We start from the raw sequence: 23052 nt of genomic DNA, 5'->3' as shown, positions 1-23052 counted from the left end.
ACAAGAAATTCTAACTCTTTATCTTCTATCTTAGAAAAGATATTTGAAATTCTTTTTCTATTCTTTATTATAGTGGTCATAACTTTTTTTTTGCAAAGATAATACTTGCATAGTATTCCTACAAAAAAACATAGTTAAAAATCAGTGCTTTATAAATCTTCCTTACAGTTTTGGTTTTAAACTTTGGCAAAGTGTATACCCCTAAAAGTGACACATTTGAGCTATCGGAAGGAAAAGGAAAAGTTCGGAAGAAGGTTAAGGGCGTTTTTGGTGAAAAAAGGGTGTGAGGAGGGTGGGGGTAGCTTATAGAGAGCTTATAGGAAGCTTATACGAATCTTGGACGATTGGTATAGGAAGGGTGTATAAGTGATTGACCCATAGTATAATACAGCGATGCAAAAAATGGTAAAAACGGGGTTTCGAGGCGAAAGAAAAGGGAATAGGTACTAGGCACTAGGCACTAGGCCTTAGGCCTTAGGCACTAGGGGGGAGTATGACGGAAAATCGAAGGTAATGTGGTGAAAATATCCTCCTTTACACATACTCCGCTCTCGCGGTGCACATACCCAGTTGTCGATGGCTACCTTTAAAGGGGGAAACTGGGGAGAGTTATTTATTCGGTAAGCCCCCGAAGGGGGACAAGCTGGAAAAGGTGACAAACATCTCCCTAGCCCCTTCAAAAGGGGAGTGTAGGGACGGAAAGAGAATGGACGGATTGGGAAATTAGAGAATTAGAAAATTTGGAAATTAGCAAATTTGTTAATTTGCTAATTATTCTTACCTTTGCCCAAAATATGCAACAAAAAAGATGAACAAACTAAATAGGATACTGTTGCTTTTCGCTCTTCACTTTTCGCTCTTTACTTTTGCTCAAGAGAATAACGATGATGGAATGATAAGCACCCCACAAACGGCTACTGCTACCGATACGGAAGCAGACCTGCACTACCTCGAAGACCAATTTTACTTTGGTCTTACTTATGACTATTTGGCTGGTAAAGCAAATAACGTGGTGCAACACAACCTTTCAAGGGGGATTCACGTAGGTTTTATTCGCGACCTACCTATGAACAAAGCGCGTAATATAGGCTTTGGGGTGGGTATAGGCTATGCTTACGATTTGGTGTACAACAATATGGTGGCTAACAAAACGGTTTCGGGCGTGAGCTATGAGATAGTAGAACGTTTCAGCGACCGGAACATCACTCGTAATTTCTTCGAGACGCATTCGGTAGAAATACCCGTAGAGTTTCGCTTTCGCACCTCTACCCCTTACAGTCATAAGTTTTGGCGCGTGTATACAGGAGCGCGTTTTGCCTATATCTTCAACAGTAGAAGTTTGTATACTGCTGATGGTGTTTCGATAGCTTTTCAGAACTCCGATATAGCTCATACGTTTCAGGTAAAGCCTTTTATTGCCTTTGGGTATAACGCGTTGAACTTCTATGTGCAGTACAATCTTACCCCTTTGCTGAAAGACGCTAAAACTACTGATGGCACAAGCCTCAAATCGAATGTGTTACAATTAGGATTACTTTTTTATATTTTATAATGGACGACCTAATTACACGTTGGCGACTCATCTTGGGTCAGGATTTGAATGCTTTGGGTGAGGTATCGCTCAATGAGCAACAATCGCTGATGGACGCCACGCTGGCTGCCCTCTACGACGATACCGAAGGCAACGGTAATAATGGAGGCAAACGCTCGGCAGGCTTAGGCAGTTCGTCACCCAACTTAGCTAAGTGGCTCACCGATGTGCGTTCGTTCTTTCCTCCCGATGTGGTAAGTGTGATTCAAAGTGATGCTATTGAGCGCAAAGGACTCACCAAACTACTATTTGAACCTGAAACCCTTAAAAACGTAAAGCCCGATATCTCTATGGTGGGCACTTTAATGGCACTCAAAGGGCAAATACCTGCTAAATCTAAAAATACCGCACGCGAATTGGTGAAAGAGGTAGTCGATGAGATTATGAAGCGTATGGAGCAAGACCTACGCCGTGCTGTTACCGGTGCGCTCAACAAAAAAGCGCATACACCTATTGCCAACTTCTCGTCGACCGACTGGAAGCGCACAATTCAGCGCAACCTCAAGAACTACGATACCGCTACCAAGCGACTTATTCCTGAAAAGTTCTATTTTTTTGAACGCACCCAGCGCCAAAAGAACTGGACAGTGATTTTGGACATCGACCAGAGTGGTTCGATGTGTGATTCGATTATATATTCGTCAGTAATGGGGTCTATCTTTGCGAGTATGCCAGCCCTTGATACACACGTGGTAGTGTTTGATACAGAAGTAACCGACCTTACGGAAGTCTGTCGTGAAGACCCTGTGGATATGCTTTTTGGGGTACAGTTAGGAGGAGGGACAGACATTAATAAATCGGTGGCGTATTGCCAAACACTTATTGAGAATCCGCGCAAAACGATGTTTATTCTCATTTCTGACCTCTATGAAGGAGGTGTACGCGCTGGACTCTTGCGTCGCCTGAATGAGATGCACCAAGATGGCGTAAAGATATTGGTGCTCTTAGCCCTTTCTGACGGCGGTCGTCCTGATTACGATGAGAAACTCGGTAAAGAAATCAGCAAACTCGGCATTGCCTGCTTTGCCTGTACTCCTGACCGTCTGCCCGAACTCGTAGAGAACGCCCTCAAAGGGAATGACCTAAAGAAATTTGAGAGTGCAAGTCGCACAGATAAGGAAGTGTAATAGCACTTTTGTGCTACCTATGAACTGAAAGAAGACCCTAAACAGAGTGCTACGGGTGTTTTTAAAGGAAAGCTATTCGTTAAATGGTATGTAGATAACAAAAACCGATTTTTGTATGACTATATAGATGACGATTCCGACGCTTATTTTAACAACAGCTTTCTCGGCACTTGGACGAGCTACAAAACGGGCAAAAGCAAGCCTTGTAATTGGGGATTACACCGCATTCCTTGCGCAGGCGATTTAGACGGTGGAGCTGGCGAGTTTATGCCTACTGAAAAATATTACGAATATGGTTGGAAAAACTATACTCCTTAACTCTTAACTTTTAACATTTAACTCAATGAAAAAACATTCTAAAGTTTGGAACGAAACTAAAACACACGACTCTTGGTCGATTTTTAAAATAATGGGTGAATTTGTACACGGCTATGAGCAGATGAGTTCCATAGGACCTTGTGTATGTATTTTTGGTTCGGCACGTATTAAGCCAGAAATGCCCTATTACGAACTCACTGTGCGTATTGCCCAAAAGATAGTAGATGAGGGCTTCGGTATTATCACCGGCGGTGGACCTGGTATTATGGAGGCGGGCAACAAAGGAGCGCACCTGAACAAAGGTGTTTCGGCAGGGCTGAATATTGATTTACCTTTTGAACAGACGAATAACTCTTATATCGATCACGACAAGAATATCAAATTTAACTACTTCTTTGCGCGCAAGGTGATGTTTGTAAAGTATTCTAAAGCTTTTGTAGCAATGCCTGGGGGCTTTGGAACCCTCGATGAACTCTTCGAGATTCTCACCCTCGTGCAGACCTATAAAATAGACAAAATTCCTATTATTTTAGTCGGTACAGATTACTGGAGCGGACTTGTAGACTGGATAAAGAAGATTTTATTAGAAAAATTTAATAATATTAGTGCTGAGGATTTGGATTTGTTTCACTTAGTAGACACCGAAGATGAAGTGATTAAAGTCATTGAAGATTTCTACAACAACAAACAACAGTTAAAACCGAATTTTTAGAAAATATTCCCTATATTTGCACTTTAATTTAAACAGAGACTATGAAGAAGTTTATCTCTTTATTACTTTTTAGCTTTTACTTGTTACCTGTTACCTTAACAGCACAACAGGGCGGTATGTGGATTCCTTCGCTTTTGGAGGGTATGAACGCCAGAGAAATGAAGTCCTTAGGTATGAAAATGTCGGTGAGTGATATTTATAGCGTCAATAAGTCGAGCTTGAAAGACGCCGTGCCTCATTTCAATGGAGGCTGTACTGCCGAAATGATTTCGGATAAAGGGCTACTGCTCACTAATCACCATTGTGGCTACGGACAGATACAAGCGCATTCCTCAGTGCAAAATGATTACCTTACCGATGGTTTTTGGGCTAAAAATCTATCGGAAGAGTTGCCTAACAAGAATTTAGAAGTTACTTTTATTGTACGTATTGAAGATGTTACCCAAAAAGTACTCGCCGATACTCAAAACCTAAGTAGTGAGAGCGTTCGCGCCTCTCAGATAGAACGCAATATTGCCTCTTTGGTGAAAAACTCGCCTAAAGAAGCGTGGCAAGAGAATCGGGTTCGTGCTTTCTACGAGGGCAATCAGTATATCCTTTTTGTAGTAGAAACTTTTAAAGATGTGCGTTTAGTAGGTGCACCGCCTTCGGCTATAGGCAAATTCGGTTCGGATACCGATAATTGGGTATGGCCTCGCCATACGGGGGACTTCTCGCTTTTCCGTGTATACGCCGATAAAAACAACCGCCCCGCAACCTATTCCAAAGACAACGTGCCCTATCGCCCCAAACACTTCTTTCCTATCTCGTTAAAAGGCGTGAAAGCAGGCGATTTTACAATGGTCTTCGGTTATCCAGGTCGTACTGAAGAATATTTACCTGCCGTAGCAGTGGAACAAATTGTGAATGTATTGAATCCTGCTAAGATAGGCATTCGCGATGTGGTGCTCAAAGTGCAAGACGGCTTTATGCGCAACAGCAACGAAATAAAAATAAAATACGCCTCTAAATACGCCAGCGTTGCCAACTATTGGAAAAAGTGGATAGGTGAAACACAAGGTTTGAAAAAATCGGATGCGGTAGCTATCAAACGCGCTCAAGAACAGAAATTTCAAAAAGAGATAGAAAGAGTAGGTAAAACTGCTGAATATGGTTATATTTTACCTCAGTTTACTGAAAAATACGCTCAAATACAAAACTATGCTTTGGCAGTAGACCTCTTTTCGGAGTTGGTACAGCGCAATATCGACTTGCTGGCAAATGGCTATAAAATCCTTCAACTGCAAAATGCGCTGCACGAGAAAGGAACACAATCATTCAACGACCGCAAGAAGAACCTTTTAAACAACTTTGAAACGGTATTTAAAAACTACGATGTGAATGTAGATAAAGCCGTATTTGAAAAAGCGGTAGTGTATTATGCTCAGGCGATGCCTAAAACGCTACTCTCGCCTAACTTACAGCAGTTTGAGATACACACACTGGCTGACAAACTCTATAAAGAGTCGTTTTTGGCTTCTAAAACCGAAATGGAAAAAGTACTCAACCTACCCGATGAAGTTTTTGAAAGGCGCCTCAAAAATGACATAGGCGTACAATTTGTACAGCAAATTGTCGCTCATTTCTACGGAGCTGTAGTGCCTACTTACCGACAGTTGGACAGCGAGATTACCGCCTTACAACGTACTTATATGAAGGCTATCTTGGAGTTCTCGAAACCTCAAGACCGCATTTTCCCTGATGCCAATAGCACTTTGCGCGTTACTTATGGCAAGGTAGCGGGTTACTCACCTTCGGATGCTATAACCTATGATTATATGACTTATTTAGACGGTGTAATGGAAAAATACGTGCCTAACGACTACGAATTTAATGTGCCCCCCAAACTGCGCGAGCTCTATGAGAAAAAAGACTATGGTATTTACGGCAAAAACGGCAAGATGCCTGTGTGTTTCGTAGCAACCAATCACACCACGGGAGGCAACTCAGGCAGTCCTGCGATAGACGCACAAGGTAATCTTATCGGTCTCAATTTCGACCGCGTGTGGGAAGGTACAATGAGCGATATTTACTACGACCCTAAAATATGTCGCAATATTATGGTAGATATTCGCTATGTGCTCTTTATCATTGATAAATACGCCGGAGCAGGGTATTTGCTAAATGAGATGAAGATAGTGAAATAATGGTTAATGATGAGTTGAAAGCTTTGCCAAAGTCTTTCTTACTGAAAAAGAAGATTGAAAAATTACCTTAAAAATACAGGTGAATATCAATCTGAAGAAAACGCACTCATCGATAAAGGCAAGAGCTTCTATTATTACAAAGTAGGAAATAAAGAAATTGTAGCTATGTATATTCCACATCTTTGAGCAACCTACTTCGATTATCAAACAGGTGTATAATGAATTAAAAGAAGCTTTTAATTTGTAAAACGGCTTGTTGTGTTACGAAAAAAAACTCCAGTACAGTCTGTCACTATACTGGAGTTTCTTTATATTTTGCCTGTGAGACTCACACTTACAGCTCTTTTCTGAGGCGTGCTACAGGTATATCCATTTGTTCGCGGTATTTGGCGATAGTACGGCGTGCAATGGGGTAACCTTTCTCTTTCAGGAGCTGTGCCAATTCGTCATCGGGGAGGGGTTTGCTCTTGTCTTCCTTAGCGATAATATGTTGTAATATCTGCTTGATTTCACGAGTAGAAACGTCTTCTCCTTGGTCGTTCTTCATAGATTCCGAAAAGAAATCTTTAATGAGTTTTGTGCCATAAGGGGTAGTTACGTATTTACTGCTCGCTACTCGCGACACAGTAGAGATGTCCATACCTACCTTATCGGCGATATCTTTGAGAATAAGCGGTTTAATTTTTAGTTCATCACCTGTGAGGAAGTATTCGCGTTGGTGTTCCATAATAGCATCCATTGTGATGAGGAGCGTTTGTTGTCGCTGACGAATGGCATCTATAAACCACTTAGCAGAATCCAACTTCTGTTTGATAAAGAATACCGCTTCTTTTTGTGAATTGCTCTTTTCCTTACTCTTCTTATAAGTATCGAGCATAGTACTATATTCCTTAGAAACGTGTAGTTCAGGAGCATTGCGTCCGTTGAGAGAGAGTTCCAACTCGTTATCTACCACTTTTACGGTAAAATCGGGGATAATTTGCTCTATATGCACATTGTTACCCACGTAAGAACTTCCAGGTTTAGGGTTTAGGCGCTCTACCTCTTGTACCGCTTCTTTTAGCTGTTCTTCAGTCACCAAAAAGCGTTGTTGCAGTTTGGTATAATGCTTTTTAGTGAATGCCTCAAAGGCTTCGGTAAGCATTTTGATTGCCAATTCTATAGCAGGGGTTTGTTTTTTGCGGCGCAGTTGTATGAGCAAGCACTCTTGCAGGTCGGCAGCGCCTACTCCTGCAGGGTCTAATTGGAAGATAATCTGTTGGCGTATTTGTTCTACGTGTTCCTCTTCAGTATAGATATTTTGGGTGAAAGCTAAGTCGTCGGTAAGGTCTTGAATAGAGCGGCGTATATAGCCTGTATCGTCTATGCTACCCACGAGGAACTCAGCAATTAAGTAATCCTCATCGGAGAGGGTAAAGGTGCTCAATTGGTTGATAAGGGATTGGTGAAACGACACCTCGGCACTGAAAGGAATATCGTGATCTTCATCGTCGTCGCTGTAGTTATTAGCGTGCAGACGGTAGTCGGGTATTTCGTCATCGCTGAGGTATTCATCGATGTTGATATCGTCCATATCAATTACATCGTTGTCATTATATTCATCGGCAGAGTTGTCGAACTCATCGTGAAACTCATCGAGAGCATCTTCTTCGCGTCCTGATTCTAAGGCGGGGTTTTCTTCCATCTCTTGTTTCACACGTTGTTCAAAGGCAAGAGTGGGGAGTTGCACTAGTTTCATCAGCTGTATTTGCTGAGGTGAGAGTTTCTGTGAGAGTTTAAGTTGTAAATTCTGTTTGAGCATTTCTTATGAGATAGGGCGCAAAGGTACAAAAAAAATTAGTTACTATTTAAGGTAAGTATAATTTTTGTAGTTTCAAGTACTATTTTAATATCAAGGAATAATGAATATCGCTTGATGTAGTACAAATCATATTCTAATTTTTTAATACTATCTTCAGGAGTGGCTTTTGGGATATGAATTTGAGCCCAACCTGTAACTCCTGGTTTTACCATATGGCGTAGTTTGAAAAAAGGTATTTGTTCTGCATATTTTTCTACATATTCAGGAATTTCAGGGCGAGGGCCTATAATACTCATATCACCTCTCAATACGTTGTATAATTGAGGTAGTTCATCTATTTTGGTAAAGCGCAATATTTTTCCAATAGGGGTAATACGTGAGTCATTTGCCTGAGTAAAACCTCCATTGTTTAATACCATAGTTCTGATTTTGTATATTTTAAAAGTTTTTCCTTCTCTTCCTACACGTGTCTGCGCAAAGAAAGCACCTCCTTTTGAACTTAAAAGAGTAAGAATAACTCCTATAATAGTTAAAGGTAATGCTATAGGAAGAGCTAAGAAAACAAGTGATAAATCAAAAAAACGTTTGATCAATCGGTGTCTAATTCTTTGTTTTATAGAAAAAATATCATCGCCAATATATTTTTTAGCTTCTAATTTTACGATAGGAATACGCTTGTTGATATTTTCGTAAAATTCTTCTGCTTCATAAACAATAATACCTTTAGTCCTCAAATCAATAATTTCTCTAATGATATCATCAGGATATTCTTTGATTTTTGAAGTTTCAATAACAATAATTGCTATTTTTAGCTTATTGACAATACTCGAAATGGTTCTTTTTTTCTTGGAAATATCATATTTGATAATTCTATAAAATTTAGAGATATTTGATTCCTCTAACAATTTCTCAAGAATACCGCCCACATTAATAAATAAACAAGTTGGTCTATGATAAAATATTTTCATAATTATATCTTTTTAAAACAATAAATTATTTCAGTGCTTTTTATGAATTTCATTGATAAGATGTCTAATTTTTTGTTTGTTTTTAAGATTGTGATATCCTCGATTCACAATAAATAAAACAATAGCTAAAACTATAGAGAAAGCTATAAACAAAATTCCCAGCATCAAAGGGGATATTCTTGTATTAAAAAATAAAATTGTTACAAAAACAGCGAGATTAATCAAAGCTAACAGTAAACTTGCTTGTGAGAGCGACAATTTCATATAGTCTATCATCACGTGGTGGATATGACTGCGGTCGGCTTTAAAAGGTTGTCCGTGTCGCAACAAGCGGGTGGTGAACACGCGAGTAGTATCAAAAAAGGGAATGAAGATGATAGAGAGTAGCACCCACACTTTGTTTGAAGGGGTGATAACAGCACTTTCTAACAACTCTGTATTGAGCGAAAAGTATTTGATAGCCAATACAGCAATGAGGAACCCTACAATCATAGAGCCTGTATCGCCCATAAACACCCGTTTTTTAGCCGATAGGTTATAACGCAAAAAAGCCAATAGAAAACTGATGCTCAACAGTGATAACAGAAAGTAGAAGTACATTTCGGCATCGTAGAAAACATAGGCAAAAGCTCCAAAAATCACAATGCCTACCATTGCTGCTGAACCATTAATGCCATCGATCAGATTGTAAGAATTGACAATAGCCATCACTATAGCACAACTGATGAGTATAGAAAACCAATAAGGAATATCAGTGATACCTAAAAAATTGTTTAATGTGGTGATTTTAAGTCCTGAACCAAAGAAAAGAATGAGAGTAGCGATGATTTGACCTATGATTTTTGTACTGGGGTTTACACCTGTGAGGTCATCCTTTAAACCTACGAAAAACAATACCCCAACCCCTGATAGAATATTAATCCCCACACTATCGTTATCAAACGGACGAAGCAAGAACAAGGTAAAAATCAAGCTTACAAAAAAAGAAAGTCCTCCTAAAGTAGGAGTTTTTTCTTTGTGGGAGCTACGCGCATTGGGTTTATCCATCAAGTTTTTTTGTTTTACGACATAGATAACACTTGGCAAAGAAAAGTAAGTTACTCCTAATGAAAGGAGGCACACAAAAAAAGCTGTAAACCATAGGTTTTCCGAAAAGAAAGTAACTATCATATTGTTTATTTCTTATTGATCATTTATTTTATGTTTTGCTACCCCTGCGATGTTCTTTACATCCCACTGTATAGTCCGCACAAAAGGTTTTTCTCTAAAGGGACACTCGATAGTGCATATTTCACACGAAAAGGGTTTGCAATAGTCTAAGTGAAAGTTGAATTCTATAGTTCTATCTACTTTTTCTACCAATAAATGAATCACCTTTTCCATTTCTTGATGGGCTTCTTTTAAAGAATAATAGTAAGGCAGAGTGATATGTGCATCAATGTGTAAGTGAGCCCCAAACTGCTGAATGCGCATATTGTGAATGTCTATCCATTCGGTTTTGCGGTTAGCTTGCAGTATATTTACGAGTTCGGCAAAGAGGGCTTCGTCGCGCTCGTCCATAATACCGCTGAGGGCTTTACGTACAATCTTCCACCCTATCACAATGATATAACTACCAAAGCCAATAGCAATTAGAGGGTCGAGCCATAGCCAACCGGTGAAGTGTACCAACACCAAACTCAACACAATAGCCGAAGTAGCAAAAGTATCCGATTGCAAGTGTTTGCCCGCACTCATCAGTACTAACGAGTTTTCTTTCTTTCCCTTTTGATAAGAAATATACCCCATAGCGTAATTCACTATGGCGGTAGACCCGAAAAGGGCAATCCCCCAGCCTAATTTGTCGAGATGTATTCCCTCTATAAGTGACGAAATGGCTTCGATGAGAATAAGTACCCCAGCGATGGCGATGAGCATCCCCTCAATACCAGCGGTAACAAACTCTACCTTGCCGTGTCCATAAGGGTGGTCGGTATCACGAGGTTTGTTGCAGAGGTATAGTGAATAGAGCCCCATAAAAGCGGCAATAATATTCACAATGCTCTCCATCGTGTCCGAAAAGATAGCATTAGAATTGGTAATACGCCACGCTATCAACTTCACGATGAAGAGCAATATCCCTATAAAAGTAACGAGCTTCTGAAACTGAAAAGTTTTCATTTGTTAACGACTAACTTCCGCTGCGTCTAACAAGAAATTGTGCATATCGGTATTGCGCATAAAAGGTTTAAGTCGCTCGCTACCTGGTCCATACATTGCCAATTCGGTGTAATCCGATGAGTGATCCATACTTATCCAGCCTACCGAAGTATGTGCTTTTTGTATTTCGGCAAACAGTCGGTAAGGCAGGTGTTTGTAGTTGTACAAGCCGTCTTCTTTTCTTTCGGTTTTAGCGTAATAGCCTAAGAGTTCTTTGGCTTGTTCCTCACTGATGTTCATTCCACCGCAGTATTGAGCAACGTGCTCACGCACTTTGGCTACCGAGTCGTTAGAATTGATTTGTTGCAATATCCAATCGTTAGAATGAGTGAAGTTTTGCAATCTGTCAAAGTTGTCATTACATTCTTTGCCGTAGATGAGTCCAGGGTTGGCATTGCCGTGATCAGAAGTAAGCACTACAAGAGTGTTGCCATCAGCTTTTGCAAAATAGAGGGCTACTTTTATAGCCTCGTCAAAAGCTACCTGGTCGTACAGCAAAGCCCCTATATCATTGCCGTGTGCCGCCCAGTCTACTTTACCGCCTTCTACTTGTATTACAAAGCCGTTAGGGTGACTTTTGAGCTGGTCGATAGCCTTAGCAGTCATCTCGGCAAGAGTAGGCGATTTAGCTTGTTCTTCACTGCTTTGAACACGGTCGATAGAGTAGGGGAGGGCATCTTCAGCAAAGAGCCCATAAAGAGGTTTATTAGTAGGTGCTTTCAGCATTTCACCGCGAGTGCGAGCTACCGTATAACCTTTCTTTTTGAGAACAGCAAAGAGGTCTTTTTTGTCCTTGCGATGGGCAGGGTCGAAGTATTTGCTACCGCCGCCTAACATCACATCGAAGCCTAATTCGGTGTAGTTGAGGGCTATCTCATCCATAGCATTACGGCTTTTGCTCCACGTACAGAAGCCTGCCGGAGTGGCGTGGTTTACCATTACGGTAGTGACACAACCCACTTTCTTACCTGCTTTTTTGAACTTTTGCAAGATAGGCATATTCTCTTTGCCATCTGGACTGATATTTAGGCTACCGTTCTTTACACGTACTCCACCGCCCCAAGACGAACTCGCTGCTGAGGAGTCGGTGACTACTGAACTTGCTGATGCCATATCCATTACGGCGCGCTGTGCGAGGTTACTTTCGTACAATCCTATCCAGCTGGAAGGGCGACCGAATTTGCGTTTTAGGTACAGGTCAGCCATTACCAAAGTGCCGAAACTCATACCATCACTCACCATAAAAATGATGTTTTTAGTGCGTTTGTTTTTATGGGCTTCCCCAAGGGTTTGCGCTTGTAAATCGAATGAAGGAAGTACTAAGCCTCCTAAAGCTGCTAAAGCCCCACGTTTAAAAAATGCTCTTCTTTTCATAATAGTTTTTTTATGATATGTTTAATTTCTCTTTTAATTCCATCGGAAATTTAGCACGTTGTAAGAGTTTTTCACCAAGTGCTAATTTCTTCGGGGAAAAGTACTTTCCCTTTAAATTTATCAAGACTTTTATCTATTTTTATATTTATTTCTTTATTCATTATACAAGTCAAGAATTAATCATTAACCATTAACCATTGCTCAGTGCGTTCCACCCTTTCGCTATAATCGGTATAAACTGTCCCGCACGGGTGATGAGGTTTACTCCCTCCTCTTTATCGGTAATGTAGCCTATTACACTAAAATTGGGGTTGCCTTTTATCTTATCGTAATCGGCTTGAGCTATGGTAAACAGCAGTTCGTAGTCCTCGCCTCCGCTCAGGGCTATGGTAGTGCTATCTAAGTTGAACTCCTCACAAGTACTAATCACTTGTGGGTCAAGCGGTATTTTGTCTTCATATAACCTACAACCTACCCCCGATTGTTTGCAAATGTGCAATATCTCTGACGACAATCCGTCGCTTACATCCATCATAGCAGTAGGTTTTACGCCTAATTGTTTTAGCAGAGGCGGAATATCTTTGCGGGCTTCGGGTTTGAGTTGGCGTTCCAAAATGTAAGAATACATCTCTATATCGGGTTGAGAGTTTGGGTTTACCTGAAAAACAGCTTTTTCGCGTTCCAATATCTGCAAACCCATATAGGCACCCCCTATATCGCCCGTCAGTACCACAAGGTCGTTAGGCTGCGCTCCGTTGCGATATACTAAGTCCGATGCTTCCGCTTCACCTATCGCCGTTACCGAGATGATAAGTCCGCGTGTAGACGAGGTTGTGTCGCCTCCTACTAAGTCTACCTTATAATGCTCGCAGGCTAAGCGAATGCCCGCATAGAACTCTTCTAAGGCTTCTAACGGAAAGCGATTGGATACTGCTATCGATACCGTTATTTGGGTAGCCGTAGCGTTCATCGCATAGATATCCGATACGTTCACTACTACCGACTTGTACCCTAAATGCTTCAGCGGTACATAGCTGAGGTCGAAATGTACACCTTCAATGAGCAGGTCGGTAGAGACGACAGTTCTCTTATTTTTAAAATCCATTACCGCCGCATCGTCGCCTACGCCTTTAAGAGTGGAAGGATTGTGGATTTCAAATCCCTCCGTCAGGCGTTCGATGAGTCCAAATTCACCCAAATCGGCTAATGAGGTACGGTGAGGCGTTTTATCTTCTATCATTTAGCAAAATAGTTTAAAGCAATTACCACTCCAAGGTGCATTCCCTCGTGAGTATTGTTGAAATGTATCGCATCTTCAATGCAGGTAAGCGCATAGCCATAGCTGGTAGTGTAAGGAGTAAAATTAGAGAACACCCCACGCTCGTAGTCGGCTTGCAGTTGTTTTTGAGTACTGATGAGTAAGCTACGCAATTCTTGAATTTCCTCAGCGGTAGGAATGTGTCCATCGGGATAAGTACCTTTTTTATAAGTATCTACAAAAGTTTCGGGTACAACAAAATTGAGTTCTGATAGTTTGTAGCAGAGTATTTGTTGTTGCGCCACGCAGTGAGCGATGTTCCACCAGATGTTATTGTGAAATCCTGTGGGGATTTGCGCTAATTGTTCAGGACTTACATTCTCCAAATAAGTTAAAAGATTGTTGCGGGTTGCCACGTGTAAGGCAAATACTTGTTCTGTCATATAGTTGTTAGTTTTTTGTCGTTAGTTATTATCATTAGTGTCAATCGAGAGTAGGGGAATTAATGTATTGTTTCACTGTAAATTATATAACTTGTCTATAATGATTATCGCCAATTCCTCCTATCGAGGGTTATCAGCAATTGTCAACTAAGTGAATTAGAGAAGAGGTTTCTTTTGATTTTCCGTCATACTCCCCCTAGTGCCTATGGCCTAAGGCCTATTACCTTTTCTCTTTCTTTCGCCTCGAAACCCTGTTTTTAACATTTTTAGTACTGTTGTATCGTGTTATAAGTCAATTACTTATATACCCTTTCTATACCAATCGTCCAAGATTCGTATAAGCTTCCTATAAGCTCTCTATAAGCTAACCATACCCTCCTTACACCTCTTTTTCGCCAAAATCTCTCCCAACCCTCTTCTGAAATCTTCCGTTTCCTTCTGATAGCTCAGATGTATCACTTTTAGGAGTATACACTTTGCCAAAGTTGAATAAACTGATTGTCACCTCCTAAAAAAGGTTGTATTAATTATTGTTTTATTAGTCAAATTTTCCAATTCTCTCATTCACTAATTTTCTCATTCTCTCATTTCCTCATTTTCCAATTCTCTCATTTCCTCATTTTCTAATTCTCTCATTTTCTAATTTCCTCATTTGTCAATAATTCATAACTATCATCCAAAGGCAAAAGTACAAAAAATACTTTGAAGAAAGAAAAGAATTTCAAAAAGATTTGTATTTTTGCCCGCAAATTTATAAAGAATATTATGTATCAACTAATTAAACAGACACATTCACTATGTGCTTATTTAGTATTGGCAGTGCTTATCATAGCAGTTATCAATGCGATTATCGGATTTTTTGGCAAAAGAAAATACTTTGGAATAAAAGACCTCCGCTTGAGTTTGTTTGCTTTGGTATTCTCTCATATACAATTATTATTGGGCTTATTAGTCTATGTAACTACCCCTCGTTTGCAGATGTGGAGTGAGGGGGCTAAAGTGGTGATGAAAGACAGCTTATTGCGCCAATTATTGGTGGAGCACCCTATAATGAATATCATAGCAGTAACGCTGATTACTGTCGGCTGGGTAAAACTTAAAAAACAGACAGAAGTGCGCAAGATGTATGGCAAAATAGCCCTGTTTTACGGTATTGCACTGGTGTGCTTGCTCTCGATGATTCCTTGGAAGCTATGGTGGTCTGTATAAGAAAAAAAGTCCGATAATAATATCGGACTTTTCCATTAACCAACCAAAACTTTAAATTATGAAAACTATTATTTGAAGTTTTACAATGAGCTACCACCCTCATTGCGCTGACAAAGGTACGGCAAATTTTTGAATTACCAAAGAAAAAATCGATTTTAACAAAACTTTATTACTGTTTTAACGATACTTTTACACTGCAAAAAGAGAGCGTTAAGCGGTGATGTAGAGGTTTATAAGTTTAGAAATCAGTAATATATTTGCTTTTACCGGATAATAATAAGATTGCATTAAATGAAACTCCTGAAATACACCTTTTGGCTCTTGTGGAAGAGCTGGTTTTACTTGCTTGTCCTCATTCTTATTCTCCTGTGGTTGCCCTTGTTGTTTATTCTTACAGCACGGGCAGAATGGTATCGCTCATTTTATTGGGTAGCCCGGAACTTATGGGCAACGCCTATATTGTATGGTATGGGCTTTTTACCCAAAATACACAGGGAATATACCGTGCCTAACGACCGCCATAGCTATATGCTAGTCGCCAATCATTACAGTATGATGGACATAATGCTGATGTTCTATTGTAGTAAAAATCCGTTTGTATTTGTAGGGAAGAAGGAACTGAGCAAGACGCTATTGTTTGGTTATTTCTACAAACGTGTTGCCATAATGGTAGATAGAAAGAGTCCGCAGAGTAGGAAGGAGGTTTATGCCCAAGCGATGGAGAGAATAAAGGCAGGGCTGAGCATTTGTATTTTCCCCGAAGGGGGCGTCCCCGATGATGAAAGTATAGTACTCGATAGTTTTAAAGATGGTGCTTTCCGTATTGCGATAGAATGCCAAATTCCCATAGTGCCAATGGTATTCTACGATACTAAAAAACGCTTCCCCTTCCGCTTCTTTGCCGGCAGTATAGGCACAATGCGAGTAGATATATTGCGCCCTATTCCTACTCAAGGCAAAACCCTTGACGATAAAGATTCTTTACGTGAAGAAGTACGTTCTCTTATTTTACAACGCCTTACCGTTGCATAAGTCGAGCGACATATTTACCAATCACATCGAATTCTAAATTTACAACGCTACCTATTTGTAAGTATTGCAGATTGGTATGTGCTAAAGTATAGGGGATTACTGCTACACTAAAACTATGTGAAGTTGCATCTATTACCGTTAGGCTTACACCATTCACAGTAATAGAGCCTTTTTCTATTACTACATTACCCGTAGAAGGGTCGTACTCAAAAGTAAAACGGGTGCTACCGGCTTCTTCTTGGATAGCACTACAAGTACCCGTTTGGTCGATGTGACCTTGCACGATATGTCCGTCTAAGCGCGTGTTGAGAAGCATACCGCGCTCTAAGTTTACCGCATCACCTACTTGCAAACAGCCTAAGTGGGTTTTGGCAAGAGTTTCAGCGATAGCGGTTACTCGGTATACATCGCCATTGATAGCCACTACCGTAAGGCATACCCCATTATGGGCAACACTTTGGTCTATTTTTAGTTCATTTGTAAACGAACTTTTTACGTATAAATGCAGATTCGCCTCTTCGCGTTCTATCTGCACGATTTTACCTATTTCTTCTATAATTCCTGTGAACATAATAATCCTTATCCCATTCCTCTCTCCAAAGAAGAGAGGATAAATCCATAAAAAGGATTTAAGGGGATAAATAAAAGTTTAACAATGATTTTCTCACGTGAGCTCCCCTCCTTTGGAGGGGCAGGGGGAGGAAGCTAATCCAATTCTCCTGTCAATTCTGCAAACGCTACATTGGCTCTTTTACCTTCGTATAACACTTTGTAGACGGCATCGAGTATAGGAGTGCGACTGGGTTTTTCTTGATTTTTGTTAATGAGGTAAGCGCTTTTGGTGGCATAATAGCCTTCGGCTACCATATTCATTTCAGCCATTGTACTCTTTACCGTATAGCCTTTACCTATCATCGTGCCGAACATACGGTTGCGACTGAAAAGCGAGTAGGCGGTTACGAGTAAATCACCTAAATAAGCGGAGTTGTTAATATTTCGTTTGATTTTGTAAATATGCTTGATGTAGCGTCGCATCTCGCGAATAGCGTTGCTCATCAGCACACTTTGGAAGTTATCGCCATAGCCCAATCCGTGTGCAATACCCGCAGCAAGGGCATAGATGTTCTTTAGCATAGCAGCATATTCAATGCCTACGACATCGTCGGATATTTTGGTCTTCACATAATGGCGTTTCATTGCTTCAGCCATAAAGCGTGCTTTTTCCTCGTCCAGACAAGCAATGGTGAGGTACGACAGACGTTCGAGGGCTACCTCTTCGGCGTGGCAAGGACCTGCTATAACGCCTATCTGTGCATAAGGCACGTGATGTATTTTGTTGAAATACTCACCTACTATAAGTCCGCTCTTAGGTTCAATACCTTTGATAGCAGAAAATATATTTTTATTAGATAGCGGTTCGGTGAGTTTTTCTAATTCGTCACTCAAGAAAGCTGAAGGGATAGAAAAGACGACATAATCGCTGAAAGCTACCGCCTCGTTGATGTCGTTGGTGAGGTGTAGCTTGCTGATGTTTAAATGTACATCGCTGAGGTAGTTAGGGTTGTGTTTAGTCGCTTTTATGTGCTCAATAGCCTGTTCATTGCGCATATACCAACACACTTGGTCGATATTGGCGGTAAAAATCTTAATCAGAGCCGTTGCCCAACTTCCTCCTCCGATAACTGATATTTTGGTTTCCACAATTGTTAGCTATTATTATTTTGGGGCAAAGATACGAAAATAATGCTGTATTACCAAAAAGTGCCTACTAAAACCACAGAGCAAACACACCAAAAGAGGAAATATAGCTTATGCTATATAAATTATGTAAAAATCAATTAAATCTGTTTCAATTTCTGTACCGCCAGGTGTATTTCTTTTTTTTAAGAAAATTTGGAGCCTTTGATTTAAGTTATTACTTATTTTAAGTACAACAAGTTTAAACACTAGAACGAGTGATGTGAGGAGATAGTAGCACCATAAGTTCAATTAATATTCAGTTACTATTCGATTGATCTTCGGTTAGTCTTCATTGTAGAGCCACTGTAGAGCCACTGTAGAGCCACTGTAGAGCCACTGTACTTCCGTTTAAGGTTTATTAAAAGTCCGTCATACGTCCCGCAGAGCCACTGCGCAAAATTATGAAGTATAGGTCAGTTCGAGACTTTCAGGTAGCTTGCTACCTATTTGTTTGATTTGTAAGATTTCTGTAGCGTAAGCTACACTCTCCTCACATCGAAAGTACTTCTTTTTTAAGAAAATTTCTTGTCTTTGGTCTAAAAACCTCACATTTGTCAATTATCAATTCTCAATTGTCAATTGAGCAATGTATTCTCCGTTTTTTTCTTCGATGTTGTATTGATGTTTTTTAGGATAAAGAAGAGTTAGGCGTTTCTTTAAGTTTTCAATGCCAATACCTGAGTTATACAAACTTTCTTGTTTAGGAATTATAGTGTTCTCACTTCTAAATATTACTTTATTCTCTTCCACTCTCAAGCTAAACGATAATTCTGTTACCTCAGTCGCCGATACACCGTGCTTAAAAGCGTTTTCCACCAAGCTGATAAACAGCAAAGGCGCTATGGTAAGTGGGGGTAGTTGCTTCGGGAAATCTATCCGTACCGTAGTTTTATCAGTGAGGCGTAACTGCATTAGGCTGATGTACTGTTGCAAGAAATCCACTTCCTCAGCAAGGCTAATCTGCTTTTGGTCACTATTTTGCATAAAGTGACGCATCAGCTTGCTAAGGCTATGCACGCTCTCTTGTGCTTTTTTGGGGTCAAAGGCTATAAGCGAATAGATATTGTTGAGTGCGTTGAAAAAGAAATGTGGTTGGAGTTGGTATTTCAGTTGGGTAAGGTCGGCTTGTAGTTTGTGCGCTTGGGCTTCTTTCTGAGCAATTTCCAAGGAAAAGTTGCGTTGTGCATAACGTATTGCCATCGCAAAGATTACCGGCAAGAGGTTCGAGAGGAAATCAAAATATACGAAAGCGTGAAAAGGAGGCATCTTGTGCTTACCTTTGTGAAGGTTGAAGTACGAAAAGAGTTCATACTTGCTGTACGACATACATAAAATAAGTACCACCGCTACCAATACAAAAAATATATATCGTTTTTTAAACCACAGTTTATCAATAAGCCATTCATAACTGATGTAGAACAAAAACATCAAGAAAGGCAGAGACACTAACGAACGGTAAGACGCCTCCTCAAATCGGTGATTGCTTTCGGAGATAAAAATAAGGGCAGGCAAAATACAAACCACTGCCCAAGCAGCTATGTGTGTTAAAAATTTCATTCTTTATACTTTGATGTTTTTAAATAACTTTCTGTAAAACTCTTGATGATTTCAGAGGAATAGTCTCCTCCTTTGGCATAAGAGATACCCATAACTTCTAAAGCTATAGCTTGGCACTGCTCATCATTAATAGTAATGGCTTTGCTATCTAATATTTCTCTAACAATAACCATACATTTTTGCAGGTCTTCTGTTGTAGCATAAGGAGGTAAAGTTATATTCATCAGCTTTTATTATTTCTAATTGCCTGTTTCTCTCGCACTACTCGTATCTGAGGGCGCTAATAGGTTCTAACTCGGCAGCTTTGCGGGCTGGATACCAACCGAAGAATACCCCTGTAATGGTACATACTAAGAAGGATATTACGATAGAATACAAGGTAATACTCACTGGCCAGCCTATAAACAGCGATACGCCTACCGTTGCTAATAAGCCAATAATTACCCCTAATACCCCCCCAGTGATGCTAATAAGCACCGACTCGATGAGGAACTGTGCCAAAATATCCTTTCCCTTAGCTCCAATAGCCATACGCAAGCCTATCTCTTTAGTGCGCTCTTTTACCGATACATACATAATGTTCATAATGCCTATACCGCCTACGATAAGTGAAATGCTGGCAATAGCTACCAATAACACGGTAAGCATCTCGCTGGTAGAGCTAAACGTACTGATGAGCTCCTGTTGTGAAAACACGTTGAAATCATTTTCTTGTGTAGCCGAAAGGTTATGCGTGCCCTCCAAAATCTTCTTCACTTGGTTTACCGCATTCTCCGACTGACTTTCATTGAGCACCGAAGCCACAATACTCTGCAAGAAAGTTTGCGCCAAAATACGCTTTTGTACCGTAGTATAAGGGGCGATAATCACATCGTCTTGGTCTTGACCAAAGTTGCTCTCCCCTTTTTTGGTAAGGATACCAATCACTTTAAAAGGGATATTCTTAAAGCGTATAGTTTGCCCAATAGGGTTTTCGCCGTTAGGAAAGAGGTTCTTAGCTACTGTTTGTCCTATAACGGCTACTTTGGCAAAGTTAGTAATTTCATCTTCACCAAACATACTTCCCTCTGCTACACTCCACTCGCGTATGGGCAAGTATTCGGTATTCACTCCGTAGATAGAGGTAGGCCAGTTATTACCACCAGCTATACTTTGTCCATTGCCACTTACTACCGGCGATACGTATTTCAGTAGGGTACCTTCTTTTTTGAGGGCTTCGTAATCCGTCATTTTCAGCGATTGCATATCGCTCATACTCATACGCACGCCGCCCATCATACCCGCACCAGGGCGGATATTGAGCATATTGGTACCCATTTTAGAGATATTCTCCTTGATGCTCTTTTTAGAACCCTCGCCAATGGCAAGCATTGTTATCACTGAGCCCACCCCAATGATGATACCCAGCATTGTAAGCATAGCCCTTGTTTTGTTGAGCAAGAGGGCACGCCACGCTATTTTAAAAAGGTTTTGTATATTCATTTGCTTTTAGGTGTTAGGTTTTAGGTGTCAGATTAGTCAGAAAAGTCTACCTTCCCGTCTGATTCGTCTAACCAAATGGCTAATCTTCTACCACTATTTTCGCCAATTCTTCCTTTGCATTCAGTCTATTGGTTACTTCCTTATCACTGATGATATGTCCGTCTTTGAGTACAACAGTGCGCTTGCTGAAAAGGGCTATATCGTTCTCGTGGGTTACAAACCCTATCGTACTACCTTGGTCGTTAAGGCGTTGGAAAAGCTCCATTACTTCGTAGGAAGTTTTAGTGTCAAGGTTACCGGTAGCCTCATCGGCAAGGAGTATCACCGGGTGATTTACAAGGGAACGCGCAATGGCTACCCGTTGCTGTTGTCCACCCGATAGTTCACTGGGCAAGTGGTTCAATCGGCTTTCTAAACCTACGCTGATGAGAGCTTCAATAGCGCGCTCGCGACGTTCTTTAGCCGAGATTTTAGAGTTGTACATCAAAGGGAGCTCTACATTCTCGATAGCTGAGGTACGCGCCAAAAGATTGTACGACTGAAAGATAAAGCCTATCTTGGTGTTGCGTACCGTTGCGAGTTCGTTCTTGCTCATATCTTTCACCGAGATGCCGTCCAAAATGTAATCGCCTGACGATGGACGGTCTAAGCACCCCAATATGTTGAGCAATGTAGATTTACCCGACCCACTGGGTCCCATAATGGTTACGAACTCACCCTCGTGAATGGTGAGGTTAATGCCTTTGAGGGCGTGAACGATTTCGTTGCCCATCTTAAACTCGCGTTTCATATCGCGTATGTCGATGATTGCTTTTTTCATTTATTTGGCTTTTGAGTTATCACGACGAGGGCGTTTAGGCATAAACGGACTACTGCTATCGTCGTTATTTTTCTCACCATCTGCTACTTGAGGGCGATTGCTTTGCAGGTTGGTAGCTACTTTTTCTCCAACACTGAGTCCGCTTACCACTTGCACGTTGATACCATCATTACTGCCTATGGTTATCGCTTTTTGGGCAAGACTACCATCGGTGTTTACCACCCATACGTATTTATTTTTACCCTTGCCGTGCTGTACTTTGGGCATTGGAGCGTTAATGCCTTTCTGAGCGTAGTATTGCATCAGTAGGTCGATGTCTGGGGTGAAATTCATCGCTTTCGCAGGCACTATGGTTACGCCTTTCAGCTCATTGGTATAGATAGCGATGGTAGCGGTAAGCCCAGGTTTGAGCTTCTCATCAGGATTTTCTGCCTCTACTATCACTGTATAGGTTACTACGTTAGATGAGGTAGTAGGTGATAGACGCACTTGGGTTACCTTCCCCGAAAACTCCTCTTGGGGGTAAGCATCTACGGTAAAACTCACACGTTGCCCTACTTTCACTTGTCCTATATCGGCTTCGTCTACATCGGCTTCCACCTGCATACGCTTAATGTCTTTGGCTATCTTAAAAAGTGTAGGCGCACTCATCGAGGCGGCTACCGTTTGCCCTTCTTCTACCTCTTTGCTGAGGATAATCCCATCGATAGGCGAATAGATATTGGCATACCCCAAATTAGTTTTCGTTTGATTGAGGGTCGTAAGGCGTTGTGCTACATTTGTTTTCGCGTTGTTGAACTGATACAATGCCTGCTCGTAGTCCGATTTGCTAATCACTTGGGCATTGTACATTTTCTGTTGTCGTTCGTAATTCTGACGGTAGTAATTCAGTTCGTTGAGTGCCGATTGGTAATTGGCAGTAGCATTTACAACCATTTCTTGTAGGTTCGTCTTGTCGAGTTCCGCCAGTAGCTGTCCTTTCTTCACTTGGCTGTTGTAATCTACGTAAATCTTGCTTACCAATCCCGATACTTGGGTACCTACTTCCACCTCGTCCACCGGCTGTACGCTACCAGTAGCAGTTACTTCGGTAGTAACATCACCTTCGGTTACCTTATCGGTTTGCAGGACGATAAAAGTAGGTTTTTCCTTCATAAAGAAGTGATACACCCCAAAAGCCACTACGGCTAATAGTACGATAATGATGATTTTCTTAATGTGCTTTTTCATTGTAT

Annotated in this window: 22 protein-coding genes; 8 read left to right on the top strand and 14 right to left on the bottom strand. The window is 40.8% G+C overall.

Annotation, left to right across the window (positions count from 1 at the left end):
- The first annotated feature begins 808 nt into the window (after positions 1-808).
- The 6 genes from ACSQ7D_RS04235 to ACSQ7D_RS04210 all read left to right on the top strand — a co-directional run bounded on the left by ACSQ7D_RS04235 (position 809) and on the right by ACSQ7D_RS04210 (position 6120).
- Positions 809-1552 carry a porin family protein gene (locus tag ACSQ7D_RS04235; RefSeq protein ID WP_009419241.1) on the top strand — a complete coding sequence of 248 codons (744 nt, stop codon included), beginning with the start codon at positions 809-811 and terminating at the stop codon, positions 1550-1552.
- A complete protein-coding gene (locus ACSQ7D_RS04230) occupies positions 1552-2718 on the top strand; it encodes a VWA domain-containing protein (protein ID WP_437135482.1) in 1167 nt (388 codons plus the stop codon). Before ACSQ7D_RS04235 ends, ACSQ7D_RS04230 begins: the two co-directional genes overlap by 1 nt.
- A gap of 111 nt (positions 2719-2829) precedes the next feature.
- Positions 2830-3036: a hypothetical protein gene (locus tag ACSQ7D_RS04225; RefSeq protein ID WP_252864842.1), complete on the top strand. Its 207-nt coding sequence runs from the start codon at positions 2830-2832 to the stop codon at positions 3034-3036.
- 25 nt (positions 3037-3061) lie between these two features.
- Positions 3062-3748, top strand: coding sequence for a TIGR00730 family Rossman fold protein (locus tag ACSQ7D_RS04220; RefSeq protein ID WP_128091096.1), 687 nt, complete (start codon positions 3062-3064; stop codon positions 3746-3748).
- Between the two features lie 41 nt (positions 3749-3789).
- Positions 3790-5934, top strand: coding sequence for a S46 family peptidase (locus ACSQ7D_RS04215; protein WP_437135481.1), 2145 nt, complete (start codon positions 3790-3792; stop codon positions 5932-5934).
- Positions 5935-5988: 54 nt separating this feature from the next.
- The gene (locus tag ACSQ7D_RS04210; protein WP_437135480.1) at positions 5989-6120 is read left to right on the top strand and encodes a hypothetical protein; all 132 of its coding nucleotides are present in this window, start codon (positions 5989-5991) and stop codon (positions 6118-6120) included.
- 148 nt (positions 6121-6268) lie between these two features.
- Here the strand turns inward: ACSQ7D_RS04210 and rpoN are convergent, their stop codons facing one another.
- The 7 genes from rpoN to ACSQ7D_RS04175 form a co-directional block, all read right to left on the bottom strand.
- Entirely contained in the window at positions 6269-7735 is a 1467-nt protein-coding gene (rpoN, locus tag ACSQ7D_RS04205) for an RNA polymerase factor sigma-54 (RefSeq protein WP_437135479.1), read from the bottom strand.
- Positions 7736-7770: 35 nt separating this feature from the next.
- Entirely contained in the window at positions 7771-8703 is a 933-nt protein-coding gene (locus ACSQ7D_RS04200; RefSeq protein ID WP_009412465.1) for a sugar transferase, read from the bottom strand.
- A gap of 30 nt (positions 8704-8733) precedes the next feature.
- On the bottom strand, positions 8734-9873 hold the full coding sequence (locus ACSQ7D_RS04195; protein ID WP_437135478.1) for a glycosyltransferase family 4 protein: 1140 nt from the start codon (positions 9871-9873) through the stop codon (positions 8734-8736).
- A 12-nt stretch (positions 9874-9885) separates the two neighbouring features.
- Positions 9886-10863, bottom strand: coding sequence for a cation diffusion facilitator family transporter (locus ACSQ7D_RS04190; RefSeq protein WP_437135477.1), 978 nt, complete (start codon positions 10861-10863; stop codon positions 9886-9888).
- Between the two features lie 3 nt (positions 10864-10866).
- Positions 10867-12276 carry an alkaline phosphatase gene (locus tag ACSQ7D_RS04185; protein WP_437135476.1) on the bottom strand — a complete coding sequence of 470 codons (1410 nt, stop codon included), beginning with the start codon at positions 12274-12276 and terminating at the stop codon, positions 10867-10869.
- A gap of 190 nt (positions 12277-12466) precedes the next feature.
- On the bottom strand, positions 12467-13516 hold the full coding sequence (thiL, locus tag ACSQ7D_RS04180) for a thiamine-phosphate kinase (protein WP_437135475.1): 1050 nt from the start codon (positions 13514-13516) through the stop codon (positions 12467-12469).
- The gene (locus tag ACSQ7D_RS04175; RefSeq protein WP_437135474.1) at positions 13513-13977 is read right to left on the bottom strand and encodes a DinB family protein; all 465 of its coding nucleotides are present in this window, start codon (positions 13975-13977) and stop codon (positions 13513-13515) included. Before ACSQ7D_RS04175 ends, thiL begins: the two co-directional genes overlap by 4 nt.
- Before the next feature lie 765 nt (positions 13978-14742).
- On the opposite strand from ACSQ7D_RS04175, the gene ACSQ7D_RS04170 reads away from it, so the two are divergent.
- Positions 14743-15186 (top strand): hypothetical protein, encoded by a 444-nt coding sequence (locus ACSQ7D_RS04170; RefSeq protein ID WP_437135473.1) that lies wholly within the window; start codon positions 14743-14745, stop codon positions 15184-15186.
- Positions 15187-15477: 291 nt separating this feature from the next.
- A complete protein-coding gene (locus ACSQ7D_RS04165; RefSeq protein WP_437135472.1) occupies positions 15478-16218 on the top strand; it encodes a lysophospholipid acyltransferase family protein in 741 nt (246 codons plus the stop codon).
- Here ACSQ7D_RS04165 and ACSQ7D_RS04160 read toward each other — a convergent pair.
- The 7 genes from ACSQ7D_RS04160 to ACSQ7D_RS04130 form a co-directional block, all read right to left on the bottom strand.
- Positions 16205-16789 (bottom strand): riboflavin synthase, encoded by a 585-nt coding sequence (locus ACSQ7D_RS04160; protein ID WP_437135471.1) that lies wholly within the window; start codon positions 16787-16789, stop codon positions 16205-16207. The two genes, ACSQ7D_RS04165 and ACSQ7D_RS04160, sit on opposite strands and share 14 nt — an antisense overlap.
- 134 nt (positions 16790-16923) lie before the next feature.
- Entirely contained in the window at positions 16924-17919 is a 996-nt protein-coding gene (locus ACSQ7D_RS04155) for an NAD(P)H-dependent glycerol-3-phosphate dehydrogenase (protein ID WP_009419227.1), read from the bottom strand.
- A 600-nt stretch (positions 17920-18519) separates the two neighbouring features.
- On the bottom strand, positions 18520-19515 hold the full coding sequence (locus tag ACSQ7D_RS04150; protein ID WP_437135470.1) for a sensor histidine kinase: 996 nt from the start codon (positions 19513-19515) through the stop codon (positions 18520-18522).
- Complete coding sequence (locus tag ACSQ7D_RS04145) at positions 19512-19739, bottom strand: hypothetical protein (protein WP_009410383.1); 228 nt, start codon at positions 19737-19739, stop codon at positions 19512-19514. Before ACSQ7D_RS04145 ends, ACSQ7D_RS04150 begins: the two co-directional genes overlap by 4 nt.
- 37 nt (positions 19740-19776) lie before the next feature.
- Entirely contained in the window at positions 19777-20997 is a 1221-nt protein-coding gene (locus ACSQ7D_RS04140) for an ABC transporter permease (protein ID WP_437135469.1), read from the bottom strand.
- A gap of 79 nt (positions 20998-21076) precedes the next feature.
- On the bottom strand, positions 21077-21817 hold the full coding sequence (locus tag ACSQ7D_RS04135; RefSeq protein ID WP_009419222.1) for an ABC transporter ATP-binding protein: 741 nt from the start codon (positions 21815-21817) through the stop codon (positions 21077-21079).
- Entirely contained in the window at positions 21818-23047 is a 1230-nt protein-coding gene (locus tag ACSQ7D_RS04130; RefSeq protein WP_437135468.1) for an efflux RND transporter periplasmic adaptor subunit, read from the bottom strand. It abuts the gene before it with no gap.
- Positions 23048-23052 lie beyond the last annotated feature (5 nt).

The organism is Capnocytophaga sp. G1920, assembly GCF_051417515.1.
This window is presented reverse-complemented; position numbering and strand designations above follow the sequence as displayed.